We start from the raw sequence: 25,317 nt of genomic DNA, 5'->3' as shown, positions 1-25,317 counted from the left end.
GTGAGGACGTCCGGACGCGTCGATCGACGTCGGTGCTCTCTGGTGAAATGCCGGACGTGCCCGTCTCGTCAGCGACCGGACCGAGCGCCACGCGCGGCGCCACACCGACCTACCGGCTGGTGCGACGTCGCAGAGCCGGTGCCGTGGAGCCGCCTCGCCTCGACGACCAGCAACGCCGGGTCGTCGAGCACCGAGGTGGCCCGCTCCTGGTGCTCGCCGGACCCGGGACCGGCAAGACCACGACGCTCGTCGAGGCGGCCGTCGACCGGATCGAGCGTGACGGGCTGAGCCCGGAGCAGGTCCTTCTGCTCACCTTCGGTCGGCGTGCGGCCGCCGAGCTGCGCGACCGCATCGCCGCCCGGCTCGGCCGCACCATCCGCGAGCCCTTGGCCCGCACCTTCCACTCCTACGCGTTCGGCCTGCTCCGCCAGGACGCCGCGCTGCGTGACCGGCCCGCCCCGCGCCTGCTGTCCGGCCCCGAGCAAGACCTGTTGATCCGCGACCTGCTGCGTGGTGACGTCGAGGAGTTCGGTGCTCGCTCCTGGCCGCAGCGGCTGCGGGCGGCGCTGCTCACCCGGGGCTTCGCCGAGGAGCTCCGCGACCTGCTGCTGCGCGCGGCCGAGCGGGGCGTCGACCCGGCCAAGCTGCGTCAGCTCGGCCGGCAGTACCAGCGGGACGATTGGGTGGCGGCCGCACGCTTCGCGCGCCAGTACGCCGCCGTCACCGCGCTGCGGCCCGAGGCGCCGGCCTACGACCCGGCGGAGCTGGTGCGGGCGGCGGTGGACCTGCTGCGGGGCGACCCCGCGCTGTTGGAGCGCGAGCGCCGAGCACGCGCCGTCGTCTTCGTGGACGAGTACCAAGACACCGACCCGGCCCAAGAGGAGCTGTTGCAGCTGCTGGCGGGCGGCGGTCAGGACCTCGTCGTGGTGGGCGACCCCGACCAGTCGATCTACGCCTTCCGCGGCGCCGACGTCGACGGGATCCGACGGTTCACCGAGCGGTTCCGGCGCGCCGATGGGTCGGAGGCGGAGACGGTCGCGCTCACCCGCAGTCGGCGGGCGGGGGCGGTGCTGCTGGAGGCCTCTCGTCGTATCGCCCGACGACTGCCGGGTCCGTCCGCCCACCGTCGGCTGGAACCTGACCCTCGTGTGCCCGAGGGCGAGGTGGACGTCCACCTGCTGCACTCGGCCCACCAGGAGGCGGCGTTCGTCGCCCAACGCCTCCGTGCGGCTCACCTGGTCGACGGCATCCCGTGGTCCCGCATGGCGGTCCTGGTCCGGGCCGCGTCCGCCATCCCCCTGCTGCGTCGGACGCTGACCGCGGCGGGCGTGCCCGCCACCGTGCGTCGCGAGGAGCTGCCGCTCGTCGACCAGCCGGCCGTACGCCCGCTGCTCACCCTGCTCGAGATCGCCACCGGACGACGCGCGCTCGACACCGAGGTGGTGCTCGACCTCCTCGTCAGCCCCTACGGCGGGGCCGACCCGCTCGCCCTGCGGCGGCTTCGCCAAGAGCTGCGCCGGCACGAGCTCGCCACCGGCGGCGGACGGTCGTCGTCCGTCCTGCTCGTCGAGGCCATCGACGATCCAGGCGCCCTGCTTCCCCTCGACCCCGTGGCGGCGGCGCCGGCGCAGCGCATCGCCACCCTGCTGGAGGCCGCCAGGAAGGCCGTGGCCGCTCCCAACGCCACGGCCGAGACCGTGCTGTGGGCCATGTGGTCGGCGAGCGGGGTCGCGGAACGCTGGGCGGAGACCGCCGTGCGTGGAGGACCAGGTGCCGCGGCCGCTGATCGCGACCTCGACGCGGTGACCGCGCTCTTCGACACGGTGGCCCGGTTCGTCGACCGGCTCCCGGCCGCTGGACCCGCCGTGTTCCTCGACCACCTGCTGGGCCAGGAGATCCCCGGCGACACGCTCGCCCCTCGCGCTCCCGAGGGGGAGACGGTGGCGATCCTCACCGCGCACGCCGCGAAAGGTCTGGAGTGGGACGTCGTCGCGGTGGTCGGCGTCCAGGAAGGGGTCTGGCCGGACTTGCGGCCGCGCGGCTCTTTGCTGGGGTCAGAGACGCTCGTCGACCTGGTCTCCGGGCGTGATCCGAACCCGCTGGCGACCGTGAGCCACGTGCTCGCCGAGGAACGGAGGCTGTTCTACGTGGCGGTGACGCGAGCCCGGCGTCGCCTTCTGGTCACCGCCGTGTCGAACGAGGAGGAGCAGCCGTCCCGGTTCCTCGACGAGCTGCTGCCCTGGACGGGCCCGGGCGACGAGCGCCCACTCACCCGGGTGCCGCGTGGGCTCGACCTGGCCGGCGTCGTGGCCGAGCTCCGGTCCGTGGTCTGCGCCCCCGATCTCCCACCCGACCATCCCCGTCGGCTCGCCGCCGCCCACCACCTGGCGCGGCTCGCCGCGGCGGGGGTCCGCGGCGCCGACCCCGACCAGTGGTACGCCCTTCCGCCCTTGTCCGATGACCGCCCCCTGCGCGAGCCGGGCGAGCCGGTGAGGGTCTCGCCCAGCAAGGTGGAGGCCTTCATCCGGTGTCCGTTGCGGTGGCTGCTGCAGAGCTGCGGCGGAACGGCGGGGGACCTGTTCCACCAGAGCCTCGGCAACCTCGTCCACGGCCTGGCCTACGACGTCGCGACCGGCGCCCTCGCCGTCGACGACCTGCTCGACGCGTTCGAGCAACGGTGGAGTCGGCTCGACGCCGGCCGGGGCTGGTCGGCGGCGAAGCAGTACGACCGCGCCAGGGAGGTGGTCAGCAAGCTGGCCGCGTGGCTGCGCGCCAACCCGCACGAGCTCGTCGCCGCCGAGGCCGACTTCGAGGTCGAGGTGGGTCGGGCGCGCCTGGTTGGGCGGGTGGACCGGCTGGAGCGTGACTCCGAGGGCCGGCTCGTCGTGGTCGACCTCAAGACCGGTCGCAGCAAGCCTGGGTCCAGTGAGCTGCCGCAGCACCCCCAGCTGGGGGCCTACCAGCTGGCGGTGGAGCGAGGTGGCTTCCGCAGGATGGCCAGGAAGGCCACGTCGGGTGGCGCCGTCCTCGTTCAGCTCGGTGGTGACACGAAGAAGCCGTCCGTGCAGCGGCAGCCTCCGCTCGCGGACGCCGACGATCCGGCCTGGGCGGAACGCCTCGTCGCCCAGGCCGCGGAGGGGATGGCGGGCCAGGAGTTCGTCGCCATCGAGAACCACTGGTGTGGGGTGTGCCCGGTCCGCCGGTCGTGTCCCCTGCACGCGGAGGGGGGTCAGGTCACGCCGTGACGGTGCAGTTGGATCTGCCCTTCGAGGACCCCGGAAGCCCATTCGAGGACCGCCGAAGCGTCCGCTACACGGCGGCCGAGCTGGCCCACCTGCTCGGTCTGCCGCCACCGACGCCGGAACAGGCGGCGGTGATCGAGGCGCCGTTGGAGCCCGGTGTCGTCGTGGCCGGCGCCGGGTCTGGCAAGACGGAGACCATGGCCGCCCGCGTGGTGTGGCTGGTGGCGAACGGGTTCGTCTCACCGGAGCAAGTGCTCGGGCTCACCTTCACCCGGAAGGCCGCGCGCGAGCTGGCCGCTCGGATCCGCCGCCGGCTGGGGCAGCTGCGCGAGCGCGCTCGGATCGACATCGGCCCGGACGGTGACGGGACCATCGGCGAGGTCACCGTCGCCACCTACGACGCCTACGCCCAGCGGATCGTCGCCGAGCACGCGCTCAGGCTCGGGCACGAGCCGGGGGCGCGTCTGGTGACACCGGCCATGGCCTGGCAGTACGCCGCACGGGTCGTGGAGGCCTACGACGGCCCCATGGACCAGGTCAAGCAGTCCTTCTCCACGGTCGTCAAGGCTGTCTTGGCGTTGCACGGCGAGATGTGCGGCCACCTGGTGAGCGCCGAGGAGATCGTCGCGTTCACCGAGCGGCTGACGGACATCGTCACGTCCAAGCCGGCCGTGGCCCGGACCCGCAAGGCGCTCTACGCCGTGGTGGAGGAGGCCCTGGCGCGCCAGCACGCGCGGCTGCAGCTGCTGCCGCTCGTCGAGGCCTTCGCTGAGGAGAAGCGCCGTCGGGAGGCGGTGGACTTCGCCGACCAGGCCGCGTTGGCCGCACGGCTGGCCAGGGAGTTCCCGGAGGTCGGGGAACGGGAACGCGAGAGATACAAGGTCGTCCTGCTGGACGAGTACCAAGACACCAGTCACGCCCAGCTCGTCCTGCTGCGCGGCCTGTTCGGCGGCACCACCGGCCATCCGATCACGGCGGTGGGGGACCCGTGTCAGTCCATCTACGGCTGGCGCGGCGCGAGCGCGGCGACCTTGACCGCCTTCGGACGGCACTTCCGCACCGCCGGCGGCGACCCAGCGTCCGTCCGCTCGCTCACGACGAGCTTCCGCAACGGCTCGCGCATCCTGCATGTGGCGAACCTGCTCTCCGAACCGCTCCGGCGCGACGGCCTGGACGTGCCGAAGCTCCGCGCCCACGACCGCAACCCGCCCGGCACGGTGGTCGCGGCCTTGCACCACACCGTCGAGGACGAGGCGACCGACATCGCGCGACGCATTCGGGCGATCTGGGATGCCGACCAACCCGCGCGAGCCCGGGGCGAGCCCGGCCGGTCGATCGCTGTGTTGGTCCGCAAGCGCAGCCAGATCGACCGGATCGCCTGCGCCCTGCGCGGCGCCGGCCTCCCGGTGGAGATCGTCGGCGTCGGCGGGTTGTTGGCGGCGCCACCGGTGTCGGACGTCGTGGCGACTCTCCGGGTGCTCGCCGACCCCAGCCGAGGCGACGCCCTCATGCGGCTGCTCACGGGCCCGCGGTGGCGGATCGGGCCGCGTGACCTGGAGGCGCTGGGGGAATGGGCGCGGCAGTTGGCCCGTCCGTCGTCGGACGTGAACGACGCGACGCCCGACGACGTCGACGACGCGAGCATCATCGACGCGCTCGACGCGCTCGAGGCCCACAAGGAGCCCGAACGCTTCTCTCCCGAGGGCTGGCGGCGGCTGACACGGCTCGCGGCGGAGCTGCGCTGGCTGCGCGGGAGGGTCGCCCAGCCGCTGGTCGACCTGGTGAGCGACGTCATCGTGACCCTGGGCCTGGACGTCGAGGTCGCCGCGCGCACCGGCGACGTCGCGCTCGCTCGCGCCGACCTCGACGCGTTCCTCGACGTGGCCGTGGCGTTCGCCGAGAGCGGTGAAGGGGAGACGTTGTCGGCGTTCCTCGCCTACCTCGATGCCGCCGACGCGGAGGAGCGCGGCTTGGAGCCGGGTCAGGTCGAGGTGGACGGCGAGCGGGTGCAGATCCTCACCGTGCACGGCGCGAAGGGACTGGAGTGGGATGTCGTCGTCGTGCCGGGTGCGGTCGAGGGCGTCTTCCCCGCGGCCACGGGCGGGGACAAGGCGTGGCTGTCCGACATCGGGGCGCTGCCGTTCCCACTGCGCGGTGACGCGGAGGCGCTACCGACCTTGGAGGTCGAGCGCGCCGAAGACCAACGGGAGGTCAAGGAGGCCTTCGAGCGGTTCGTCGACGACTGCGGCGCCCGAGCCCGCCTGGAGGAGCGCCGGCTGGCGTACGTCGCCACGACCCGAGCTCGTCAGCTGCTCGTCTGGTCCGGCTACCGCTGGGACGAGACCCAGAGGCCGCGAGTCCCGGGGGAGTTCCTCCTGGAGGTCGCGGCCGCCTGCCGTGACGGCGCGGGGGAGGTTCCGGTCTGGCACGAGGAGGTCGACGTCGCCGCTGGGAACCCGCTCACCGCCACGCCACGCCAGCACGCCTGGCCCTACGACCCGCTCACCCCCGAACGTCGCCGCGACGTGGAGCTCGGCGCCGAGCTGGTGCGGCGGGCCAGCGCCGCGTTGGCGGACGGGACACCACTCTCGACGACCGTCGCGCTCGCCGCCCGGGAATGGCAGCGGGACGTCGACCTGCTCCTCGCCGAACGAGCCCGTCGGCAGGCCGGTGAGGAGGTCGTCGTCGAGCTGCCCAGTCGGCTGGCGGTCAGCCACCTCGTGCAGCTCCGACGCGACCCAGCCGCGCTCGCCGGGACGATCCGTCGACCGGTCCCGAGGCCACCCAACCCCCTCGCTCGCCGGGGCACCGCCTTCCACGCGTGGCTCGAGGCGCGGTACGGCCGACCACCGTTGCTCGACCTCGACGAGCTCCCCGGTTCCGCCGACGCGGAGGCCACGCCGGACGAGGATCTGGTCGCGCTCCAGGAAGCGTTCCTCAAGTCGGAGTGGGCGGACCGTCAGCCGCTGGAGGTCGAGGCGCCGTTCGAGCTCGTCGTGGCGGGCATCGTCATTCGAGGCAGAGCCGACGCCGTCTTCCCGGTCGGCCCGCGAACCCCCGACGGCGGGTACACGGGAATCGAGGTCGTCGACTGGAAGACCGGACGGCCGCCGCGAGATCCGGAGGAGGAGGCGGCCAGGTCGGTCCAGCTGGCGGCGTATCGGCTGGCGTGGTCCCAGATCACCGGGCTGCCTCTGGACCGGGTGAGCGCGGCGTTCCACTACGTGCGAGACGGTGTGACCGTCCGGCCGGTGGACCTGCTCGACGCCGAGGGACTCGAGGCGCTGTTGACGGCCGTGCCGGAGGTCGATTCCTAGGGAGGCGATGCGCTGGCTCCGGTCGTTCGCGTTCGATTGTCGGTGCACCGGGTTAGCGTTCGGTCACGCGTTCGATCGCGACGGCGCGGTGGGGCTGGATCCGTGGAGGAGCCAGCGTCACGCGGCGACGTCGTGGCGTTCGCGACGGGGTTGGCGGACGGATCCTGACGGGGAGGAGCCTTCGTCATGCGTCGTCTCGACCGGTCCCGTGAGTACCTGCTGTGGTACGAGCATCACCGCGAGCGCTGGGTCGCCGTCCCCATCGTGCGTGAGGGTGCGTTCATCGAGACCGACTACGCGAGCGTCGTGGTGCTTCCGCTGCTCGACTGAGCGCGTGAACGTCGGTGGCGATCGGGCGTGGGCGTCGCGGCCCGGGGTGGTGGCCGCTGAGACAGGGAGATCGTCGACGGCGACTACAGTGCTGAGCGTGTCGCGCCTGTCTCCGCTCCCGCTGGCCCGCTCGACCCTTGACCGTGCGACCGAACGCCGGGTGAACCCCGCCTGGGTCGATGCGCGGTGGTTCGACCCGCGTTGTCGGGTTCTGGTGGTCATGGACGGCAAGGCGCCGGTGGACCCCTCGGGCACCGCGCTGGTCTACACCTCGCCGTCGCGGCTGGGTGAGGTGGGCCTGGCCGAGGCGGAGCACTACCTGCTCGGTCTCGACGGCGACGGTGTGCCGTACTTCGTCGTTCCCGCTGGCCCCGTTCCCGACGATCAGACGAGGGGGGAGATCGACGAGGCGACGGTCCTCGCCGCCGTGGGGGCGGACCGGCTGGTGAGTGTGCGTGACGCCGGCCACCTGCTCTCCGACCGAGACGCCGGGGTGTTCGTGCACGCGACCGCGTTGGTCAACTGGCACGCGAACCACCCCCGTTGCTCGCGGTGCGGAGCGGCGACGGCGCCCAGCCACGGAGGACACGTCCGGGAGTGTCCGGAGTGTCGGGCGCAGCACTTCCCGCGTACCGATCCGGCGATCATCGTCTTGGTCACGGATGACCAGGACCGGTGCCTGCTGGGACGGCAGAGAAGCTGGCCTGCGAAGCGCTTCTCCACGCTCGCCGGGTTCGTCGAGCCCGGCGAACCGCTCGAGCACGCCGTGGCTCGGGAGGTGCGCGAGGAGACCGGTATCGAGATCGTGGACCCCGTCTACGCCGGGAGCCAGCCGTGGCCGTTCCCGTCCAGCCTCATGCTCGGGTTCTTCGCCAGGGCGGTGACGACGCAGATCAAGGTGGACGAGGAGGAGATCGCCGAGGCGCGGTGGTTCTCCCGTGCCCAGCTGGCGGAGGCGGTCCGCACGGCGGAGCTCCTCCTGCCGGGACGAGCCTCGATCGCGCGCGCGTTGATCGAGAGCTGGTACGGCGACGAGCTGAGCGACTAGACCTCACCTACCAGCCGGCGTCGCGGTGCTCACCCGTGAGCGCTACCGCGACGCTGAGTCCTCCACACCGCTGGGTCCTCCACACCGCTGACTCCTCCGCACCCCACGGGTAGAGTCCCGCTGGTCCCCGGGCCGAAGGACCTGACCTCCGATCAACCACCACGGCCAGGTCAGCTCGGGAGACACCCGGGCAGGGCGGGAACAACCGCCCGCCGTCCGGTGTTCCCAAGGGTAACCGACGCTTCGACGCCAGGAGGAACCCGATGTCGACCACGATCACGATGTACACCACGCCGTGGTGTGGCTACTGCCGGCGGCTGAAGGGTCAGCTCGACCGGGCGGGGATCGCTTACAGCGAGGTCGACATCGAGCAGCATCCGGAGGCCGCCGAGCTGGTCGCCAAGATCAACGACGGCAACAAGACGGTGCCGACCGTGGTCTTCCCCGACGGCTCCGCCCTCACCAACCCGTCGCTGAAGCAGGTCCAGGAGCGGCTGGCGCTCGTCGACGCGCAGGCTCGCTGACCACTTCTTCCTTCCGCTTTCCGAGCTTCTCGTCCTGTCGAGCTCGTCACCACCTCCTCCACTCCCCGCCGGTCGGTCGGGTTGTGGGCGAGGACGTGGTTTCGGTCGTCGGTCCGGACTGGAATCATGGCGCCTGTGACCGAGGCCGTGCCCGCGACCGCGTCGCGCGGAGTTGTCCGCCGCCGGCCCGCGAGCGCTGACGCCGTGCTCGCTGTGCTCGACCCGGAGCAGCGGCAAGCCGCGACCTGCCTCGACGGTCCGGTCTGCATCCTCGCTGGGGCTGGTACGGGCAAGACCCGCACGATCACCCATCGGATCGCCTACGCCGTCCTGTCGGGGCGGTGGCGCCCGCAGAACGTCCTCGCGGTGACGTTCACCACGCGAGCGGCTGGAGAGATGCGCGCCCGCCTGCGGGAGCTCGGTGTGGCCGGCGTTCAGGCGCGCACGTTCCACTCCGCGGCGCTGCGACAGGCGCGCTACTTCTGGCCCCAGGTCTACCGCACGGAGCTGCCTCCGGTCGTGGAGAGCAAGCTGCGGTTCGTCGCCGAGGCGGCCGCGCGGTGTCGCGTGACGGTGGACCTGCCTGGGCGTCGCGACCTGGCCAGTGAGATCGAGTGGGCCAAGGTCAGCAACGTCCGGCCAGACGACTATCCAGCGATCGCGGAGAAGGTCGGCCGTCGGCTCGCGGGGTTCGACCCGGTCACGGTCGCCCGCGTCTTCGCCGCGTACGAAGAGGTACGCCGCGAGCAGGGCTACGTCGACTTGGAAGACGTCCTGCTCTGCGCAGCGGCTCTGCTCGCCGACTCGCCCAAGGTGGCGGCCGAGGTGCGCGCGCAGTACCGCCACTTCGTTGTGGACGAGTACCAGGACGTGAGCCCTGTCCAGCAGACCTTGCTCGACCTGTGGTTGGGCGAGCGCTCCGACATCTGCGTCGTGGGCGACGCCAACCAGACCATCTACTCCTTCGCGGGTGCCACGCCGTCCTATCTGCTCAACTTCGCTGTTCGCCACCCTGATGCGACGGTGATCCGCCTGGAGCGTGACTATCGCTCCACGCCTCAGGTCGTGCGGGTGGCCAACCAGCTCCTCGCCGAGGCGCAGGGGCCGGCGAGTCGGTATCGCCTGACGTTGCGCGCGCAACGTCCGGACGGCCCCGAGCCCACCTTCACCGAGTACCCGGACGAGGTGGCCGAGGCCGAAGGTATCGCTCGCTCGGTCGGCGAGCTCATCCGCCGCGGCGTGCCGCCACGAGAGATCGCGGTGCTGTTCCGAACCAACGCCCAGTCGGAGGTGCTCGAGCAGGCCTTCGCTGAGCGTGACATTCCCTACCTGGTTCGTGGTGCGGAACGGTTCTTCGACCGGCCGGAGGTCCGGGAGGCGCTGGTCCTCCTCCGCGGTGCGTTGCGGGCGGGGGAGCGTTCCGACGCGGGTCTCGGCGCGGACGTGCGCGCGGTCTTGGCCGCGGCAGGGTGGACGCCGCAAGCGCCCCAGGGGTCCGGCGCCGTCCGGGAACGGTGGGAGTCACTCGCCGCGCTCGTCGCGCTCGCCGACGACGTCGCCCGGGACGACCCGACCGCTGACCTCGAAGCGTTCCTCTCCGTTCTTGACGAGCGCGCCGCCACCCAGCACGCGCCGACGGGAGACGGTGTGACGCTCGCGACTCTCCACGCGGCCAAGGGACTCGAGTGGGACGCGGTCTTCCTCGCGGGCGTCCACGAGGGAGTGATCCCGATCTCCTACGCCGAGACGGCCGAGCAGGTGGAGGAGGAACGCCGGCTGCTCTACGTGGGTGTCACCCGCGCGCGTGTCCACCTCGCCATCTCGTGGGCGCTCGCCCGCGTCCCCGGTAGTCGCGCCCACCGGCAACCGTCGCGGTTCCTCGACAGTCTCCGGCCCCGAGGGGATGCGGGTCGACGGGCACCGAGCGCGGACGGCGTTCGTCGGAAGGCGACCAAGACCGTCGCCCGCTGTCGTCGCTGTGACCGACCGTTGCACACCGCGACCGAACGGAAGCTGGGGCGGTGTGTGGACTGCCCGGCCAGCTACGACGAGCGGATCTTCGCGGCGTTGAAGTCCTGGCGATCGGACCAGGCGCGGGAGCAGCGCGTCCCCGACTACTGCGTCTTCACCGACGCGACACTCGTGGCGATCGCTGAGGCTCGACCGACGGATCGAGCGACACTGGCATCGATCCCAGGGGTCAGTGCGGCTAAGCTCGAGCGGTACGCCGAACCGGTGCTGGCGATCTGCTCGGGGGAAGGTGTCGACGGCGACGAGGGCTCCCACGAACCTGCGAACCGTGGCCAAGCCACGGTTCGGTAAAGCTCTGGGAACCGGCCCGAAAAATACGTTGCCGTCGGGAGAAGTTCCTCGTAGGGTCATGGGGGTCTGGTCCCGTCGCGTGGACTGTCATGTCTGAAGCTGGAGGGAGGTGCGTCCGGTGATCAGCGCGGAGATCTCGCGTGAGCTCGTGGCCGGCGCGTCCTTCCCAGGTCCCTCGGTTGGAATGCGCATGATCTCGCCCGTCGAGCTCGCGTCCCGGGGGACAGGTGTGTCCAGCGTCGGGTTCATTCTTCGACCGCGCAGCCGGAGGGTCTACGGCGGTCCGGCCAGCCTTCTCCTGGCAAGCGATCAGTCTGATCTCTCCGCTCTCAGCACCGAGTCCTCCCTGTCGGGTGTCCCAGCCTGGAGTCCACCGGTCTTATGACCTGTCGCAGACCGGCACCTCCAAGGCCGCGGACTCCCGACATCGGGATTCGCGGCCTTTTCGTTTGCCTCGCTGCGACGGGTCGCGGATCCGGCCAACCAAGCGTTCCACCACACAGTTCGAGCGATCCGGCTCGGGACAGACCCGGCCACACGACAGCAGGAGACAGGGAGGTGACTGGAAGTGACCGTCAGCATCCTCGACATCACGTCTGAGGTGGCTGCGGACGGAGAGCTTCCGTGCCGGTCATTCGATCCAGAGCTCTTCTTCGCCGAATCCCCGGCTGACGTGGAGTTCGCCAAGTCGATCTGCCTCGGCTGCCCGGTCCGGCGGAAGTGCCTCGATGGCGCGCTCGCCCGGCGTGAGCCATGGGGAGTCTGGGGCGGCGAGTTGTTCATCGCCGGCGTAGTCGTTCCGCGCAAGCGGCCGCGAGGACGTCCGCGCAAGAACGACGTCGCTGCCTAGTGGTCCACGTCCTCCTCGTGGTCCGAGTCCTCCAGACCCTCCATGTGAAAGCACGGTGAGCACCGATGAGCATCGCGATCTCCGCTGACCCGGCACCGACAGGTCGCCTGGAACGAGACGTTTTCCCCCACCCCTCGACGAGGAGCACCATGCAAGGTTTGTACGAAGACCTGGCGCGGGCGCAGATACAAGCCCGCGTCAGGTCGGCCGAACGTGACCGACGAGCGGCTCAGCTGGTGCGCGCCCGCCAGCTGAGCCGTATGGGAGCCGCGCTGCGTGCGGCTTCGGGCGCGCTTCGCCTGACAGCGAAGTGATCTGAGTCGGGCTGGTCGGGGCACCGCGAGGCCGGTGACCCGACCAGCTTCGGCATGCAACCCTGCCTTGCGGTGACCAGTCCTCACCGCGGCGATCGTCGACCGACTCGTCTTCGAGCTAAGCCGGCTCGTCTTCGGGGAGGTCGGAGTCGAGCTCGTCGGCGAAGCCGGGCAGCCACCGTTCCAGCTCAGCGCGGAACGGCGCGTTCGTCCCGAGCTGGGAGAGCACGCCGATGCCACCGCTCCAGACGCGGTGGATGAGCAGGTACGACGGCGGCAAGTTCAGGCGCAGGGCGGTGCGGGCGCTCTGATCACGAATGTCGGTGATCCGTTGGAACTGCGTCCGCATCCAGTCCCGCGTGAAGTGGAACGTCTCCGCCTGGGCCGGCTCGGTGAACGGGCGAAGGTAGTCGTGCAGCTCCTGCGGGTCGATCTCGACACCAGGCTTGATGAAGCCCTCAGCACGGAGGCCTTCGACGACGGTGTCGAAGTCACCGTCCAGCCCGATACGCAACAGCCGGCCGATCTGTGGAGGAAGGCCGCCTGGCAGCCGCGCCACGAGGCCGAAATCGAGCACACCGAGTCGACCGTCGGGCGTCATGCGGAAGTTGCCCGGGTGGGGATCGGCGTGCAGGAGCCCCGCACGGGCGGGACCGGCGAAGAGGAAGCGGACGAAGAGCAAGCCAGCGCGGTCGCGTTCCTCCTGGGTACCGTGCGCGATGATCTCGCTGAGCGGCCTCCCCTCCAGCCAGTCCGTCACCAGGACGTGTCGGGTGTAGAGCCGGACGCGTGGCACCGCGATCTCAGGGTCGCCGTCGAACGCGGCCGCGAAGCCGGCCTGTGCCTCCGCCTCCAGGCGATAGTCGAGCTCTTCGCCGATCCTCGCCTTCAGCTCCTCGATGAGCGGCTTGACCTCGAGGCCGGGCAGCAAGGACGCGAACAGCCGGCTCACCCTCGCGAGCTGGTTGAGGTCGGCCCGCAGCGCGTCGGCCGCGCCTGGGTACTGGACTTTGACGGCGACCTCGCGACCGTCCGGCCACCGCGCCCGGTGCACCTGACCGATCGAGGCCGCGGCCGCCGGCTCGTCGCAGAAGCCGCGCAGCCGGCGGCGCCAGTTCGTCCCGAGCTCCCGCTCCAACACCCGGTGGACCTGCTCGGCGGGCATGGGGGGCGCGGAGTCTTGGAGCTTGGTGAGCGTCGCACGGTAGGGGGCGGCCAAGTGCTCGGGGAGGGCGGCTTCGAAGACCGACAGCGCCTGGCCGAACTTCATGGCGCCGCCCTTGAGCTCACCGAGCACCCGGAAGAGCTGGTCCGCGGTGCGGCGTTGCAGATCAGCCGCGACGGCCTCGGCCGACTTGCCGCCGAGACGCTTGCCCAGCCCGAGCGCGGTCCGTCCAGCGATGCTCAGTGGCAGGCTGGCCAGACGCGCCGTTCGCGCGGCGGCGCTCCGCGGCATGTCGCGCACGTCACCATTGTCCGGCAAAGTCAAGGATGCATCATCCCGCGAAAGTTGGAGCGTCGTGCTGTCACGTCGTCGGATGGGCTCGCGCAGAGCCACCTCAGGCAGTGTGACACGAGTCCTGCCGCGGGACGACGGCACGCCCTGGGACGGACAGACCGTATGCCCTGCGCCAGCGGGGACCCACGCCCGTTCGCGCGGACCGGCTCAGTCGATCCGGGGCGGACCCGCGCGAAGCCGACGTTCGGACTCCTCGCGGACCTGCTCTGGTGGAATCGACCAGTTGGCATCGAGCCACCAGGTCGCGCCAGCCTCCGCCCAGGGACGAACGGTCGCGGCCGCCGCTGCCGGGTCATCCGCCGAGGTCACGCCTTCGACGACGACGTCGTAGCCGTCCATGGAGTCCGCGCCTCGGTGGGTGCGGATCCACTGCACTCCGTCCGCACAGACCTGGGGTGTGAGTTCTCGGTGTTGGCCGTCCTTGGGCAGGTAGTTGGGGAGCCAGCCGTCCCAGGCGGCGGCGCGACGCATGGACTTGGGACGTGGCCAGGCACCGACCACCCAGATCGGGATCCGCGGTTTCTGGACGGGGGTCTGCGGAGCGGGCGCCAAGGCGTCGGTTCGACGCGCCCGGTAGTGCCGGCCGTGGAACTCGAAAGGCTCCCCCCGCCACAGGAGCTGGAGCATCTCCAGGCCTTCGTCGAGCATCTCCGCGCGCGTGACCCGACCGGGGTCGTCCTCGAACAGCCACCACCGGTCCCCTTCGTCGGCGCTGACCCCGAGGCCGACGGCGAGGATGACCCGGCCACCGGACAGGTTGTCGAGCGTGGACGTCTGACTGGCCAGTTCCCACGGTTTGCGCCGAGGAAGCGGCGTCAGCATGGTGCCGAGACGGATCCGCTGGGTCCGCATCGCCGCCGCGGCGAGACACGTCCAGGCGTCGACCGACCAGATTCCCTCCCAGACGAAGAAGCCGTCCCAGCCGTGGTCTTCGGCGATGGCCGCGAGGTCCGCCGCGTCCCGGGCGTCTCCGCTGGGCATGACGAAGCCGAACTTCATGGGCCCGCAGCCTAAGGGCGGGTCCGACAGGCCCTGCGGCATGAGACACGCCCGAGGAAGGCGGCACCCGACCAGCCGACGATGCGCGGAGGACCGGTCCGACGGTCGCGCACGGCACGCCCACGTCTTCAGGACACGCCAAGCTTCGAGGACAAGCCCAGGATTCGAGGACAAGCACGGTCACGCGGCGATCGCACTCGGACGCGGTTCGGGATCCCACTGGCATCCGCACGCCGGGTGGGCCGACCAAGTACGCCGGCGCACGCTGCCGAACGGCAAGTCGATCTCGAGCGTGGCGTCGACGGAGGGCGGTCGCATGCCGTCGAGGAAGGCGAGAACGTGCAGGCTGGCGTAGGCGGCCGTCATCGTGGCGAGGACGACGTCGCAGGCGGGGGCGTGGTGCGGCGCGCCGAGCAGCTGGGCGAGGACTCGTGGCCACGCGGGGTCGCGTGCGGCGCGGTGCATGTCGTGGCAGCGGACGCAGGACGACTTCCCGGGAAGCACGAAGGGGCCCACGATCGCGCGCGCGTCACGCATGCGGACGACGAGATGGGGGATGCCGGCCCGAACGAGGGCGTCGGCGAGCATGCGGTCGGGCTCGTCGTCCGGCGCGAGGACGGCGACGTGCGGGCGGAGCGGGGTGGACTCACCGACGACGGAGACCGTGGTCGACGAGGTGAACGCGGTGACCGCGCGACGGACGCCCGCCGCGCGTGGCCTGCCGACGTCGACCGGGCCGAGACCGGCCGGAGCAAGGTCGCCCGGTCGGGTCTTCGTGGGGTCGGCGACCAGGACGGTCCCCACGCCGGCGGCGCCGAGCAGGGTGGCGATCGAGGCGCCGATCCGTCCCGCGCCGTGCACGGCGAGGCGAGCGCGGCGTCGGCGTGCGAGCGTGCCCGTCCCGCCGTCCGGGGACTTGCTGACCAGGGAACGGGCCGCGAGGTCCGGCATGAGTCGCTGCCGCTCCGTCGGCTCGAGGCCGCACAGGACTGTGCCATCGACGTCGCCGTCGTCGAGCGCGCCCGCGTCGGCGAGGATGCGGAGGAGACGTCGGGCGCGCGTGTCGGTCACACCGTGCGCACGAGCCTGGGCGAGCAGGGCCTCTTCGGTGCGTCGGCCGGTGAGGTTGTCGACGATCTTCCGCAGGGCTGGGTCGAGGCCGGTGACGACGACCGCGTTGTCGGGGTCCAGCCCGATCTGCAGGGTCTGGTGATCGCGCCACACGCGACGCAGGGCTGGCTTGAGTCGCGGACGCACAGCAAAACCTCCCCTCCGGGCAGGCCGCGGTGACCCCGGCACCCTCGCGGGCACCTCTTCGGAGGTGAAGCCTGTCACGTTGGGTTCGCCGCCCGTCCGGGTTTTCCACAGGCGGTGTTAAGGTCACCACGACGCGTGGATGGACGCCCGACACGTGGACGCTCCGTGGACGCCCCGCGGGCATGGACGCTCGACACGTGGATCGACGCCACGACACGTGAGGGACACTGAGGCCGTGGAGGAGGAGCGGCGCCAGGTGCAGCGCGAGGCGGGAACGTTCACCGGCGACGCCGACGGCGAGCCGGTCGCGACCTCAGCGACTCCTCGAGACGTTGAGAGGCTCGACGCGGCGGAGACCGTCCGCAAGCTGCTGACCCCGCGCTGGATCCTCTTCACACTCGTCGTCGCTGTGGCGGTCGTCGTGTGCCTGGCGATGGCGTGGTGGCAGCTGACCCGGTTCGACTCCGAGAACGGCGACTGGCAGAACCTCGGCTACTCGCTGGAGTGGCCGTTCTTCGCGGCGTTCGCCGTCTACGTGTGGTGGAAGCTGCTCCGAGAGCCACCAGCCTCCGACGAGGAAGAAGAGGAAGAAGGGGACGCACCGGACGCCGTGGACGGCGTGAGGAGCCAGGGCGCTGCGCCGACGCCGCGAGACGTGCGTGCCGGGGCGGCCACACCGCCAGGGCTGCAAGGCTCCACCGGCGACACCTCACCTGGAGCGACGCAGCCGACGTCGGACGACCCCGAGGACGCCGAGCTCGCCGCGTACAACCGGTACCTGGCCGCCTTGCACGAGCGAGCGCGTCTGCAGGAACGATCGAGGAGAAGATGACCGAGTCCACTGTCGAAACGTCCCCGTCGACGCGGTACCCGGACCTGGGCGGGCCGCTCACGCGCTACCGCGTGATCGCCTACGTCGTCGGTGTGTTTCTCCTGGTGCTGGTCTGCGTCGCCATGCCCATGAAGTACGCCGGCGGCGACCCGAGGCTGGTCGCGCTCGTCGGCCCGCTCCACGGGTTCCTCTACATGGTCTACCTCGTGCTCAGCGCCCACCTCGCCCTTCGCGCGCGATGGTCGGTGAAGGGCACCGTTCTCGTCCTTCTCGCCGGAACCGTCCCGTTCGTCTCCTTCGTCGCCGAACGGGTGGTCGTCAAGCGGACGCGGGATGGTCGACGCCTCTGAGCGGGCCGTCTGAGCGGAAGCGTCCACGCGGCGGGTCGTCACCCGCGCGGACCGACCAAAGCGGGCGGCCTCGGCTCGGCCGCCCCTTCGGCACGCGGTCGGATGTCAGGCCTTGCCCAGGATCCGGTTGAGGTTGGTGCCGCACTCCGGGCACGTCGCCTTCGCCATGCGCGTGCCCTTGTCGTTCACCTTGATCTCGCCGGTCGCGTTGCGCTTGGCCTTGCACTTCACGCAGTAGAACTCGCCTGTGTAGGTCTCCGCCATGACGGCCCTCCTCGGCTGTGATGGGGTCCGGGGCAGGGCTGGCCCGCGCGGGCCGCCCGATCTTGGGTCACCTTATGCCAGCGCGGGTCAGTACTGAGCACGCGACACCTCCCATGGCCACGTCCTGCCCAAGGCGCGAACCTTTGATGCCCGAGTGTGACGGTCCCTGACTACTCCGCGTCATAGCCCTCGGTGATCGGGGTCCTCGTCCGACGCTGATTGTGGACAATCCGTGATGGAACGGATCGGAGACGAGACCTCAGGCCAGGTCTGACGGTACGTTTCTGGAATGGCGAACCCGGCCCCCCGGCGGAGGAGCGAGGCGCACCCGAGCCCGGTCACGGCACGGGCGCAGATCGACGTGGGCCAGGTCGAAGTCCGACGGAGTCGACGGCGCCGGCGCACCGTCAGCGCGTACCGCGACGGTGATCGGGTGGTGGTCTTGCTCCCAGCCCGGATGAGCAAGGACGAGGAACGGCAGTGGGTCGACGTCATGCTCGAGCGCCTGGCGGCCCAGGAGCGACGGCGGCGCCCCAGTGACGCGGAGCTGATGAGCCGTGCCCGCCTCCTGTGTCGTCGCTACCTCGGCGAGGTCGAGGCGCCCGCCAGTGTGCGTTGGGTGTTCAACCAGGGATCGCGGTGGGGTTCGTGTACTCCGAGTGACCGGACCGTCCGGCTGTCCTCGCGGCTCCGGGGTATGCCCACGTGGGTCGTCGACTACGTTCTAGTGCACGAGCTCGCGCACCTGATCGAACCTGGACACACCCCCCGCTTCTGGGAGCTGGTGCGACGGTATCCGCATGCCGACCGGGCGCGCGGCTACCTGGAGGGGGTGGCGGCGGCCGCCAGCCTTCCGCTCTCCGAGTGCGACGACGAGCCCGACGGTGCGGAGACGGCCGACGGGTCGCCGCGGAGCGGCTGACGGGCCACGATCCACCCGCTAGCCGAGCTCTTTTCATCCCCTGCGGACGTGGTCTCCGGTCGCGGTCTCCTCGACGCTGACCGGTGGGAGGGCCGCGCGCAGGGGAGGTGTCGGTGATGGCATGGGTCGTCGTCTGTGCCGTCGTTGTGGTGGGTCTGGTGGTGCTCATCGCGCGGCGACGACGACGCATCGTGACGGCGTCAGGAGTGTTCCGGTGCCGCCTGAGGACACCCTCGTGGGGCTTGGACTCCCTATCGCAACGCTGGTCCCGTCGGCTCCACTACGCGATATGGGTCCACGACGTCCTCGTTGTCTACCGTGGTCTGTTCTTGAGCCGAGTCCTGCTCTTGGCTTGCCGTTTCGCGGAGGACCTGGAGGACGCTCCGCCAGGAGTTCGCCGCCTGGGACCCTGCCCGCTCCTCTTGCGCCTGCGACTCGATGACGGCGCCATCGTCGAGGTCGCCGCACCGCGCCGAGCCTGCGCGGACCTGGTCGGGCCGTACGTCGCCGCACAGCTGCATCCGTCCGGCCGGCGCTCCGGAGGCTGAGCGCAGCGCTCGACCGGCTGGCCCCCACCCCTGTGCCCGCGTGTCCTGAAGCGGCCAGGCCGTGGCCACGTCACGCCTCCATCGCCAGGGATCCCACTGGTTGATCGGCGCGTCAGACCTACATCCCGAGGCGTCAGACCTTCATCCGGAGAAGGTGAGGACGACGCGGCCGGGTCTATCGACACTGAGTGGAGAAGCCGTGTGGGGGACCTACGTGCCGGGGGACGCGATGCTTCTGGACGACGTCTTTTCGCTGGCCCGAAGGGTCGCACCTCGACAGGCGACGACGTGGCGCCCGAGCCTCCGGCTCCTTCCCACCCCGCGCGAGAAGCCACCGGCCGAGTCCCTCCCGGAGTCCGAACCGCCCCGAAGCGCCCCGCGCGCCAGGTCACGGCGTCGTCGCTCGGTTCGTCCCGCCGGTGTCGGTCTCATCGAGCGGGACCTGCTCTGCCTGCAACCGACGTTCGCCCTCGACCACCGGACGACGACGGCCCTCGTCGACGCGGTGCTCTCCCACGTCGCGAATGCGGAGCCGTCCCCCGCTCGCGTGGTGCTCGACCTGGAGGAGAGCGAAGACATCGACGACGACGCCTGCGACGCCTTGCTGGAGATCTACTTTCGACTGCGGGCTCGCGGCATACGCCTGTACGTGGGAGCGCTCCCTCGGGAGGTGTTCGATCGGCTCCGCCGCAACGGCGTGGTCGACCGGCTGGGGACGGGCGCGGTGTGGCCGAGCTTGCAGACAGCGCTGCTGGCGGCCTACGAGGACCTGGCCGGTCCAGCGGTCGTCACCCGTGACGTCGTGGCCCAGCTCCATCGCCGGGTGGTTCCTCTGCCACCGCCCTCCGGCTGGCCAGCCGAGCCGGGGAGAGACTGACCCGGGGACGCTCAGTCCGCGGGCCAGGTCGGCCCGTACTTGTCCGCCACCGCTTCGGCGTCGGCGAACAGCTGTCGACGGACCCGCTTGGCGATGCGGTCCGCGAAGACCGTGCCGTTGAGGTGGTCCGTCTCATGCTGCAGGCAGCGCGCCAGCATGCCGGTGCCCTCGATCTCGATCGGCTTGCCGTGGAGGTCGAACCCCCGGACGCGAGCGACGTCCGGACGGGGGCAGGGGGCGTAGGCGCCGGGCAGTGACAGGCAGCCCTCCTCCGACTCGTCCAGCCTCCGGTCGTCGCCCGTGGGCAACTCGAGCGTGGGGTTGCACACCACGCCCTCGTGGACCTCTCCGTCGGCGTCGGCGCAGCGGAAGACGAAGACGCGCAGGTCCACCCCGATCTGGTTGGCGGCCAGGCCCACCCCGTCTGCGGCCTCCATCGTCGCGGTCATGTCGGCGACCAGGCGGGCGAGCTCGTCGTCGAACGACTCGACCGGACGGCACGGGCGGTGCATGACCGGCTCACCCCAGCGTGTGATCGGCCGGACGGTACCCCCGCTCGGCAGGGTGCCCACGCTCACTCCCTTCGTCTGTACCACCACGGCGAACCCGTCGTTGCAAGGATCACCGTAGTGGGCGTTCCCGACCCGTCGGCGCCTGCCTCGGTATCGCGCTCTGGCGAGACGCCTGGTCGGATCAGCCGGGTAGGGTTCTGCCCCATGTCGGACGTGAACAGGAGCGACGAAGACCCCGGTGCCAACACCGCCATGTTCAAGAAGTTCGTCGAGGACGGGGCCCAGCCGGTCGGCTCGGACAACCGTCGAGTCGTCGTGGCTGTCGTGGCTGTCGTCGCCGTGGCCGTGGTGGTCGCCGCCCTCGTCATCGCCCTGTGAGGTCAAGCCCGGGTGACGGTCATCCTCCGCTCAGGCCGTCCGGGCTGGGAACGCGGCGCCTGCCTCGGCAAGGTCTGGGAGTCCGCGGCGGAGCGCCGCCACCGCGGAGGCCACTCCGCTGGCGACTCCGGAGGCGAGGTCACGCGGGAGGTCGGCGACGGGGAACCACCGGACGTCGTGTGACTCCGCGCTTGCCACGGGCGTGGCATCAGCGGGGGCGACGGCGACGTACTGCACGTCCAGGTGGCTCTCGGCGCCGCAAGGCGCGCGGTGCCGGGAGAGCAGGAGGGGCGTGAGGCTGACCGCGACGTCGAGGAGGCCGGTCTCCTCGCTCACCTCCCGTGCGGCGACCCCGGCGATCGACGTGTCACCTGGTTCGCAGTGTCCGCCCGGCTGCACCCAGAGTCCGATCCGGCCGTGCAGGACCAGCAGGGTCAGCGTTCCCGTGGGGTCGACGACAATCGCGCTCGCGGTCAGGTGAGCAGGTCGGCACGTCCGCCAGACGCCGTCGGGGTGACGGGCGAGGTGGCCGAGGAAGTCGCGTCGGAGCGCTTCCTGATCAGTGTCGGGTGCCCTCCACGCGGTCAGCGTCGCGACCGCCGAGGCGTGCAGGCTCACGCGGCCAGTCCCCTCACGCGGAAGGCCCCGGCGAGTCGCCTTGGTCGCCTCCGCCGCCCTCGGGTCCATCGGCGTCGTCCTCGGCGCCGCCGGCGGAATCGTCCTGGTCCTCCGCGTCGGTCCCGTGGCCGAAGCCCAGGTCGGTGAGGTGGAGGTCGTCAGGCGTGCTCGCTCGTTGTGCGAAACCGGCGGGGTCGTCCAGGTCCTCCGCGGACGGCAGCAGGTCGGGGTGGGCCCACAGGGCGTCTCGTCCCGCAAGACCTCGCGCCTCGCGCAGGTTCGCCCACAGGGTCGCGGCGTCACGCATCCGGCGGGGACGCAGCTCGAGTCCCACCAACGTGCCGAAGGTCTGCTCGGCTGGGCCGCCTTCCGCCCGCCGACGACGCACGGCCTCGCGCAGGGCAGCCGCGGACGGCATGCGCGGCGCCGCCGCGAGGGTGACCACCTCGTCGACCCAGCCCTCGACGAGAGCCAGGGCGGTCTCCAGCCGACTCAGCGCGGCCTTCTGGCGTGGGGTCTCCTCCGGTTCGAGAAGGCCGCTCCCCAGCGCCTCTTGCAGAGCCTCGGGGTTCGTCATGTCGATGCGCCCGGCGATGTCCTCCAGCTTGGCGATGTCGACGTGCATCCCCCGGGCGTACTCCTCGACAGCGGAGAACAGGTGCGCCGACAACCACGGCGCGTGGTGGAAGAGCCGCTGGTGGGCGCACTCGCGCAAGGTGACGTAGAGGAGGACCTCTGCCGTCGGAACACCGAGCCCTTCGCTGAAGGCGGCGACATTGGCCGGGAGGATCACGGGCCGGCCGGTCGGTCCCAGCGGAAGCCCGACGTCCGTCCCCCCGAACACCTCGGACGCGAGGTGGCCGAGGCCCTGCCCGACTTGGGCTCCGAACATCATCCCGCCGACTTGGGTGAGCACACCGGTGAGCTGTTGCCCCATCGGGCCGGCCTGCTCGGGGAGCGCCTTCTCCATGGCGTTGACGACGTGCTTGGCGAGCGGTTCGACCAGCCGCTTCCAGGCCGGCAGCGTTCCCTCGAACCACTCCGCCCGGTTCCAGGCCAGCGCCCCGCCAGCCGACGCGGCGGGCAGTGTCGTCGCCTCGTCGAGCCAGTACTCGGCGAGGCGGACGGTCTCGTCGACGCGGTCGCGCTCCTCCTGGGTGAGGGACGCGTCGCCGGCCGCTCGGATCGTGTGCCGTGCGGTCTCCCTCGCGAGGTCCCAGTTGATCGGGCCGCCACGCCAGGAGAACATGCTCTGCAGCTGTCCGAAGATGGCGGCGAGATCGAACCCGGCGAACGGGTTGTCGTGGTCGCCGGGAGGGCGCTTCGACGGCTCTTCGCCTTCGCGCCCGACGCCGGGCTCGTCGTTGCTCACGGTTGAACCTCCGGCAGGATGTGAGGAAGCTGCGTGCGTCCGGGGATGCGCGTGGAAGGTTCCACGATGCGCACCACGGGCGTCCGTAGCCGCCAGTTCATACTGTCCAACCTAGCCCGGGAGTCTTCCACTGAACGACGAACCCACCCGCGTTCGTACGCGCCGACGCACGATCCGTCGGTCTGTCACCGGCCGCCGGCGACGCGGCGGTCTCGTCGTGGCCGTGACCGGCGCCGCCTCGGGCGTGGGCCGGGCGGTGGCCGCCCAGCTCGTCGAGAACCCCGAGGTCACCAGGGTCATCGGCATCGACGAGCGCCGTGGTGACGTCGACGGTGTCGAGTGGCGGATTGTCGACGTTCGCGACACCTCGGTCGCCCAGCGGATCGCGCGGTGCGATGTGGTCGTCCACCTCGATCTGGACGTCTCGCCCGACAGCGAGCCTCGACGCCGATCCGAGCGCAATGTCCGAGCTGCGCAGACCATCCTCACGGCGTCGGCGGCAGCCGGAGTCCCTCGGGTGGTCATCGCCACGAGCGCGATGGTCTACGGCGCGGCGCCGGACAACCCCGTGCCGTTGGACGAGGACGCGCCGCTGCGCGCCCGACCGGAGGGTGTCGTCGCCGACCTCTTGGAGATCGAGTGGCTGGCCCGGCGGGCACCGCGGGCTCACCCCGGACTGTCGGTGACGGTGGTGCGGCCCGCCATGCTCGTGGGCCCGGGTATCGACACCTTCCTCACCCGTCACTTCGAGGCCGCCCGACTGCTGGTGATCCGTGGTAGTCGCCCGCACTGGCAGTTCTGCCACGTTGACGACCTGGTGTCGGCTCTGGTGTGGGCGGTGCTGGGCAAGGTCGAGGGCGCGGTCACGGTCGGCTGCGAGGGCTACCTCGAGCAGGAGGAGGTCGAGTCGCTCATCGGCCTGCCTCGCCTGGAGCTCCCCGAAGGGCTGGCCCTGGGAGCGGCCGAACGCCTCCACCGCCTGGGTCTCACGCCGGCGCCGGCCAGTGACCTGGCCTACGTCAGCCACCCCTGGGTCGTGTCGTCGGCGAAGCTGCGCGCCGCGGGATGGCGGCCCACGTACGACAACGTCACCGCCTGCCAAGTCCTCGCCCGCGAGGTCGCGGGACGGCACGCCGCGCTCGGCCGTCGGTTCGGGAAGCGTGAGACCGCGACTCTGGGTGCGGCCGGCGCTACGGTCGCCCTGCTGGGGACCGCCGCGGTCGTCCGTCGGGCACGGCGCAGGAGATCGCGAGGGACGACATGAGCCAAGCCGACGATCCGGTGCGGTTGATCGACGTGCGGGAGGGGCCGCTCTCGGTCGACGAGGTGCTGGCGGCCATCGCCGATCCCAGGGCGGGAGGCGTGTGCCTGTTCATCGGGACGGTGCGCCAAGACGACGGCGGTCGGGCGGTGAAGACCCTGGCGTACGAGGCGCATCCGAACGCGGTTCCCGCCCTGCGCCGGGTGGCCGAGGCCGTCGCCGCCGCGTATCCGGTGTGCGCGGTGGCCGCGGTGCACCGGGTCGGGGAGCTCGCCGTGGGGGAGACCGCGGTCGTCGTCGGGGTCGCGGCCCCGCACCGCGCGGAAGCGTTCGCGGCCTGTCGCCGGCTCATCGACGACCTCAAGGCGACGGTGCCGCTGTGGAAGCACCAGCGGTTCAGCGACGGTTCCGCGGAGTGGGTGGGCGTGGACGTCGGCGCCGACCCCACCCCGGTCGAGGGTTGACTCCGACGCGGCGGGGAGCTGGTCGCTCCGGCCGCACGAGGTCGTGGGGCGCTGTCGGAGTGGGAGCCTGGGCAGCGGCAGGCGGGCTTGGTCACCTAACCTGTCCGCATGTCTCGCCGTGCCGCCACGATGACGCTGACCGCTGTCCTGATCGTCGCCCTTGTCTGCGTCGCGTGGCTGGTACCCGTTCCGTACGCCGCGATGAGCCCGGGCCCGACGGCCAACGTCCTCGGTGAGGCGGAGGACCACAAGCCGATCATCGAGATCGACGGTCATCGCGTGTACAAGACGTCGGGGCGCCTGGACCTCACGACGGTCGCGGTGAGCAGTCCGGACCAGAAGCTGGACCTGGTGAGCGTGCTCAAGGGGTGGCTCGACCCGGAGACCGCGATCGTGCCGTACGACTACCTCTACCCGGGTGACCCCACGCCGCAGCAGGTGGAGCAGCGGAACGCCGAGGCGATGCAGACCTCTCAGCAGACGGCCATCGCCGCCGCGCTACGCCAAGCGGGCGAGCGTGTCACCCCCGTCGTCCAGGTGCAGGCTGTGGTCGAGAAGACCCCCGCGGTCGGCAAGCTCAGGGCCGGGGACACGATCGTCGCGGTCGACGGGACTCGTGTCACCGACCGTGAGCAGGTGGTCGAGCTGGTGGGACGACACCGCCCAGGTGAGCAGGTTCGGTTCTCCATCCGTCGGGACGGTGAGCCACGGGAAGTGACCATCACGACCACACGCGCACCCGATGACCCCGACCGCGCGTTCGTCGGGATCACGCCGCACAACGGCTTCGAGTTCCCGTTCGAGGTCACCGTGAACTTGGGGCAGGAGATCGGCGGCCCGAGCGCCGGCGCGATGTTCGCCCTGGCGATCTTCGACAAGCTGACGCCCGGGGCGCTCACCGGTGGTCAGCACATCGCTGGGACTGGCACGATCGAGCCGGACGGCACGATCGGACCCATCGGCGGCATCCAGCAGAAGATCATCGGCGCGCGAGAGGAGGGGGCGACGACGTTCTTGGTACCCGCGGCCAACTGCGCCGACGCCGTCTCCGCCGACGTCGACGGCATTCGGCTGGTGAAAGTGGAGACGCTGGACGGCGCTGTCAAGGCACTCGAGAGACTGGCCAAGGACCGCGACGCGAAGGTGCCGGCCTGTGCCCGTTGAGCGAGGCGCGATGGCGGCTCCTTTCGCTACGGT

Annotated in this window: 23 protein-coding genes; 16 read left to right on the top strand and 7 right to left on the bottom strand. The window is 71.2% G+C overall.

The features are described from left to right. Positions 1 to 56: 56 nt before the first annotated feature. The 7 genes from DFJ64_RS04420 to DFJ64_RS04395 all read left to right on the top strand — a co-directional run bounded on the left by DFJ64_RS04420 (position 57) and on the right by DFJ64_RS04395 (position 11,633). Positions 57 to 3,245: an ATP-dependent helicase gene (locus DFJ64_RS04420; protein ID WP_211310490.1), complete on the top strand. Its 3,189-nt coding sequence runs from the start codon at positions 57 to 59 to the stop codon at positions 3,243 to 3,245. Further along, positions 3,242 to 6,559, top strand: coding sequence for an ATP-dependent helicase (locus tag DFJ64_RS04415; protein WP_147304593.1), 3,318 nt, complete (start codon positions 3,242 to 3,244; stop codon positions 6,557 to 6,559). Before DFJ64_RS04420 ends, DFJ64_RS04415 begins: the two co-directional genes overlap by 4 nt. A 186-nt stretch (positions 6,560 to 6,745) precedes the next feature. Then, on the top strand, positions 6,746 to 6,889 hold the full coding sequence (locus DFJ64_RS19620) for a hypothetical protein (RefSeq protein ID WP_211310489.1): 144 nt from the start codon (positions 6,746 to 6,748) through the stop codon (positions 6,887 to 6,889). 97 nt (positions 6,890 to 6,986) lie between these two features. Further along, positions 6,987 to 7,937, top strand: coding sequence for an NAD(+) diphosphatase (nudC, locus tag DFJ64_RS04410; protein WP_245940940.1), 951 nt, complete (start codon positions 6,987 to 6,989; stop codon positions 7,935 to 7,937). Between the two features lie 263 nt (positions 7,938 to 8,200). Further along, positions 8,201 to 8,461, top strand: a complete 261-nt coding sequence (locus tag DFJ64_RS04405) for a mycoredoxin (RefSeq protein WP_115849289.1) — start codon at positions 8,201 to 8,203, stop codon at positions 8,459 to 8,461. A gap of 126 nt (positions 8,462 to 8,587) precedes the next feature. After that, complete coding sequence (locus DFJ64_RS04400; RefSeq protein ID WP_115849288.1) at positions 8,588 to 10,783, top strand: ATP-dependent DNA helicase UvrD2; 2,196 nt, start codon at positions 8,588 to 8,590, stop codon at positions 10,781 to 10,783. Between the two features lie 568 nt (positions 10,784 to 11,351). Next, the gene (locus DFJ64_RS04395) at positions 11,352 to 11,633 is read left to right on the top strand and encodes a WhiB family transcriptional regulator (RefSeq protein WP_115849287.1); all 282 of its coding nucleotides are present in this window, start codon (positions 11,352 to 11,354) and stop codon (positions 11,631 to 11,633) included. 432 nt (positions 11,634 to 12,065) lie between these two features. Here DFJ64_RS04395 and DFJ64_RS04390 read toward each other — a convergent pair whose 3' ends face one another. The 3 genes from DFJ64_RS04390 to DFJ64_RS04380 all read right to left on the bottom strand — a co-directional run bounded on the left by DFJ64_RS04390 (position 12,066) and on the right by DFJ64_RS04380 (position 15,722). Then, a complete protein-coding gene (locus DFJ64_RS04390) occupies positions 12,066 to 13,403 on the bottom strand; it encodes an ABC1 kinase family protein (RefSeq protein WP_211310724.1) in 1,338 nt (445 codons plus the stop codon). Between the two features lie 210 nt (positions 13,404 to 13,613). Further along, positions 13,614 to 14,465, bottom strand: coding sequence for an LLM class flavin-dependent oxidoreductase (locus DFJ64_RS04385; protein ID WP_115849285.1), 852 nt, complete (start codon positions 14,463 to 14,465; stop codon positions 13,614 to 13,616). Between the two features lie 180 nt (positions 14,466 to 14,645). Further along, positions 14,646 to 15,722 (bottom strand): ThiF family adenylyltransferase, encoded by a 1,077-nt coding sequence (locus DFJ64_RS04380; protein WP_115849284.1) that lies wholly within the window; start codon positions 15,720 to 15,722, stop codon positions 14,646 to 14,648. 217 nt (positions 15,723 to 15,939) lie between these two features. Here DFJ64_RS04380 and DFJ64_RS04375 point away from each other — a divergent pair, with 217 nt between their 5' ends. Together DFJ64_RS04375 and DFJ64_RS04370 are read left to right on the top strand one after the other, a co-directional pair. Continuing rightward, the gene (locus DFJ64_RS04375) at positions 15,940 to 16,554 is read left to right on the top strand and encodes a hypothetical protein (protein WP_147304591.1); all 615 of its coding nucleotides are present in this window, start codon (positions 15,940 to 15,942) and stop codon (positions 16,552 to 16,554) included. Next, a complete protein-coding gene (locus DFJ64_RS04370; RefSeq protein ID WP_115849282.1) occupies positions 16,551 to 16,904 on the top strand; it encodes a DUF3817 domain-containing protein in 354 nt (117 codons plus the stop codon). The genes DFJ64_RS04375 and DFJ64_RS04370 overlap by 4 nt, the downstream gene beginning before the upstream one ends. A gap of 105 nt (positions 16,905 to 17,009) precedes the next feature. On the opposite strand, the gene DFJ64_RS19360 is transcribed toward DFJ64_RS04370, so the two are convergent. Next, a complete protein-coding gene (locus DFJ64_RS19360; RefSeq protein ID WP_020575848.1) occupies positions 17,010 to 17,168 on the bottom strand; it encodes a DUF5679 domain-containing protein in 159 nt (52 codons plus the stop codon). Positions 17,169 to 17,457: 289 nt separating this feature from the next. Between DFJ64_RS19360 and DFJ64_RS04365 the strand changes: the two genes are divergently transcribed. The 3 genes from DFJ64_RS04365 (at position 17,458) to DFJ64_RS04355 (ending at position 19,515) form a co-directional block, all read left to right on the top strand. After that, the gene (locus DFJ64_RS04365) at positions 17,458 to 18,090 is read left to right on the top strand and encodes a M48 metallopeptidase family protein (protein WP_115849281.1); all 633 of its coding nucleotides are present in this window, start codon (positions 17,458 to 17,460) and stop codon (positions 18,088 to 18,090) included. Between the two features lie 116 nt (positions 18,091 to 18,206). Next, positions 18,207 to 18,638 carry a hypothetical protein gene (locus tag DFJ64_RS04360; protein ID WP_115849280.1) on the top strand — a complete coding sequence of 144 codons (432 nt, stop codon included), beginning with the start codon at positions 18,207 to 18,209 and terminating at the stop codon, positions 18,636 to 18,638. Positions 18,639 to 18,837: 199 nt separating this feature from the next. Next, positions 18,838 to 19,515: an STAS domain-containing protein gene (locus DFJ64_RS04355; protein ID WP_115849279.1), complete on the top strand. Its 678-nt coding sequence runs from the start codon at positions 18,838 to 18,840 to the stop codon at positions 19,513 to 19,515. Between the two features lie 11 nt (positions 19,516 to 19,526). On the opposite strand, the gene def is transcribed toward DFJ64_RS04355, so the two are convergent. Next, positions 19,527 to 20,087, bottom strand: coding sequence for a peptide deformylase (gene def, locus DFJ64_RS04350; RefSeq protein ID WP_115851814.1), 561 nt, complete (start codon positions 20,085 to 20,087; stop codon positions 19,527 to 19,529). A gap of 144 nt (positions 20,088 to 20,231) precedes the next feature. Here def and DFJ64_RS19355 point away from each other — a divergent pair, with 144 nt between their 5' ends. Beyond that, positions 20,232 to 20,405, top strand: coding sequence for a hypothetical protein (locus tag DFJ64_RS19355; RefSeq protein ID WP_170152490.1), 174 nt, complete (start codon positions 20,232 to 20,234; stop codon positions 20,403 to 20,405). Positions 20,406 to 20,435: 30 nt separating this feature from the next. Here DFJ64_RS19355 and DFJ64_RS04345 read toward each other — a convergent pair whose 3' ends face one another. Both DFJ64_RS04345 and DFJ64_RS04340 read right to left on the bottom strand, forming a co-directional pair. Continuing rightward, positions 20,436 to 21,023 carry an NUDIX hydrolase gene (locus DFJ64_RS04345; RefSeq protein ID WP_245940939.1) on the bottom strand — a complete coding sequence of 196 codons (588 nt, stop codon included), beginning with the start codon at positions 21,021 to 21,023 and terminating at the stop codon, positions 20,436 to 20,438. A 13-nt stretch (positions 21,024 to 21,036) separates the two neighbouring features. Beyond that, positions 21,037 to 22,395 (bottom strand): zinc-dependent metalloprotease, encoded by a 1,359-nt coding sequence (locus DFJ64_RS04340; RefSeq protein ID WP_115849277.1) that lies wholly within the window; start codon positions 22,393 to 22,395, stop codon positions 21,037 to 21,039. A gap of 223 nt (positions 22,396 to 22,618) precedes the next feature. On the opposite strand from DFJ64_RS04340, the gene DFJ64_RS04335 reads away from it, so the two are divergent. The 3 genes from DFJ64_RS04335 to DFJ64_RS04325 all read left to right on the top strand — a co-directional run bounded on the left by DFJ64_RS04335 (position 22,619) and on the right by DFJ64_RS04325 (position 25,284). Next, positions 22,619 to 23,659, top strand: a complete 1,041-nt coding sequence (locus DFJ64_RS04335) for an NAD-dependent epimerase/dehydratase family protein (protein ID WP_245940938.1) — start codon at positions 22,619 to 22,621, stop codon at positions 23,657 to 23,659. Next, a complete protein-coding gene (locus tag DFJ64_RS04330) occupies positions 23,656 to 24,120 on the top strand; it encodes a molybdenum cofactor biosynthesis protein MoaE (RefSeq protein ID WP_115849275.1) in 465 nt (154 codons plus the stop codon). The genes DFJ64_RS04335 and DFJ64_RS04330 overlap by 4 nt, the downstream gene beginning before the upstream one ends. Before the next feature lie 108 nt (positions 24,121 to 24,228). Next, entirely contained in the window at positions 24,229 to 25,284 is a 1,056-nt protein-coding gene (locus tag DFJ64_RS04325) for a YlbL family protein (RefSeq protein ID WP_115849274.1), read from the top strand. Positions 25,285 to 25,317: the final 33 nt, after the last annotated feature.

This window comes from Thermasporomyces composti (assembly GCF_003386795.1).
Lineage (GTDB): Bacteria > Actinomycetota > Actinomycetes > Propionibacteriales > Actinopolymorphaceae > Thermasporomyces > Thermasporomyces composti.
Note: the sequence above shows the minus strand (reverse complement) of the source record. Positions and strands in the feature narration are given on the sequence as shown.

Excerpts from the sequence above, each read along its gene's own strand:
- DFJ64_RS04385 (WP_115849285.1), bottom strand. The coding sequence starts at position 14,465 with ATGAAGTTCGGCTTCGTCATGCCCAGCGGAGACGCCCGGGACGCGGCG.
- DFJ64_RS04400 (WP_115849288.1), top strand. The coding sequence starts at position 8,588 with ATGGCGCCTGTGACCGAGGCCGTGCCCGCGACCGCGTCGCGCGGAGTT.
- DFJ64_RS04365 (WP_115849281.1), top strand. The coding sequence starts at position 17,458 with ATGGCGAACCCGGCCCCCCGGCGGAGGAGCGAGGCGCACCCGAGCCCG.
- DFJ64_RS19360 (WP_020575848.1), bottom strand. The coding sequence starts at position 17,168 with ATGGCGGAGACCTACACAGGCGAGTTCTACTGCGTGAAGTGCAAGGCC.
- DFJ64_RS19620 (WP_211310489.1), top strand. The coding sequence starts at position 6,746 with ATGCGTCGTCTCGACCGGTCCCGTGAGTACCTGCTGTGGTACGAGCAT.
- DFJ64_RS04405 (WP_115849289.1), top strand. The coding sequence starts at position 8,201 with ATGTCGACCACGATCACGATGTACACCACGCCGTGGTGTGGCTACTGC.
- DFJ64_RS04330 (WP_115849275.1), top strand. The coding sequence starts at position 23,656 with ATGAGCCAAGCCGACGATCCGGTGCGGTTGATCGACGTGCGGGAGGGG.
- DFJ64_RS04370 (WP_115849282.1), top strand. The coding sequence starts at position 16,551 with ATGACCGAGTCCACTGTCGAAACGTCCCCGTCGACGCGGTACCCGGAC.
- DFJ64_RS19355 (WP_170152490.1), top strand. The coding sequence starts at position 20,232 with ATGTCGGACGTGAACAGGAGCGACGAAGACCCCGGTGCCAACACCGCC.
- DFJ64_RS04360 (WP_115849280.1), top strand. The coding sequence starts at position 18,207 with ATGGCATGGGTCGTCGTCTGTGCCGTCGTTGTGGTGGGTCTGGTGGTG.
- DFJ64_RS04325 (WP_115849274.1), top strand. The coding sequence starts at position 24,229 with ATGTCTCGCCGTGCCGCCACGATGACGCTGACCGCTGTCCTGATCGTC.
- DFJ64_RS04390 (WP_211310724.1), bottom strand. The coding sequence starts at position 13,403 with ATGCCGCGGAGCGCCGCCGCGCGAACGGCGCGTCTGGCCAGCCTGCCA.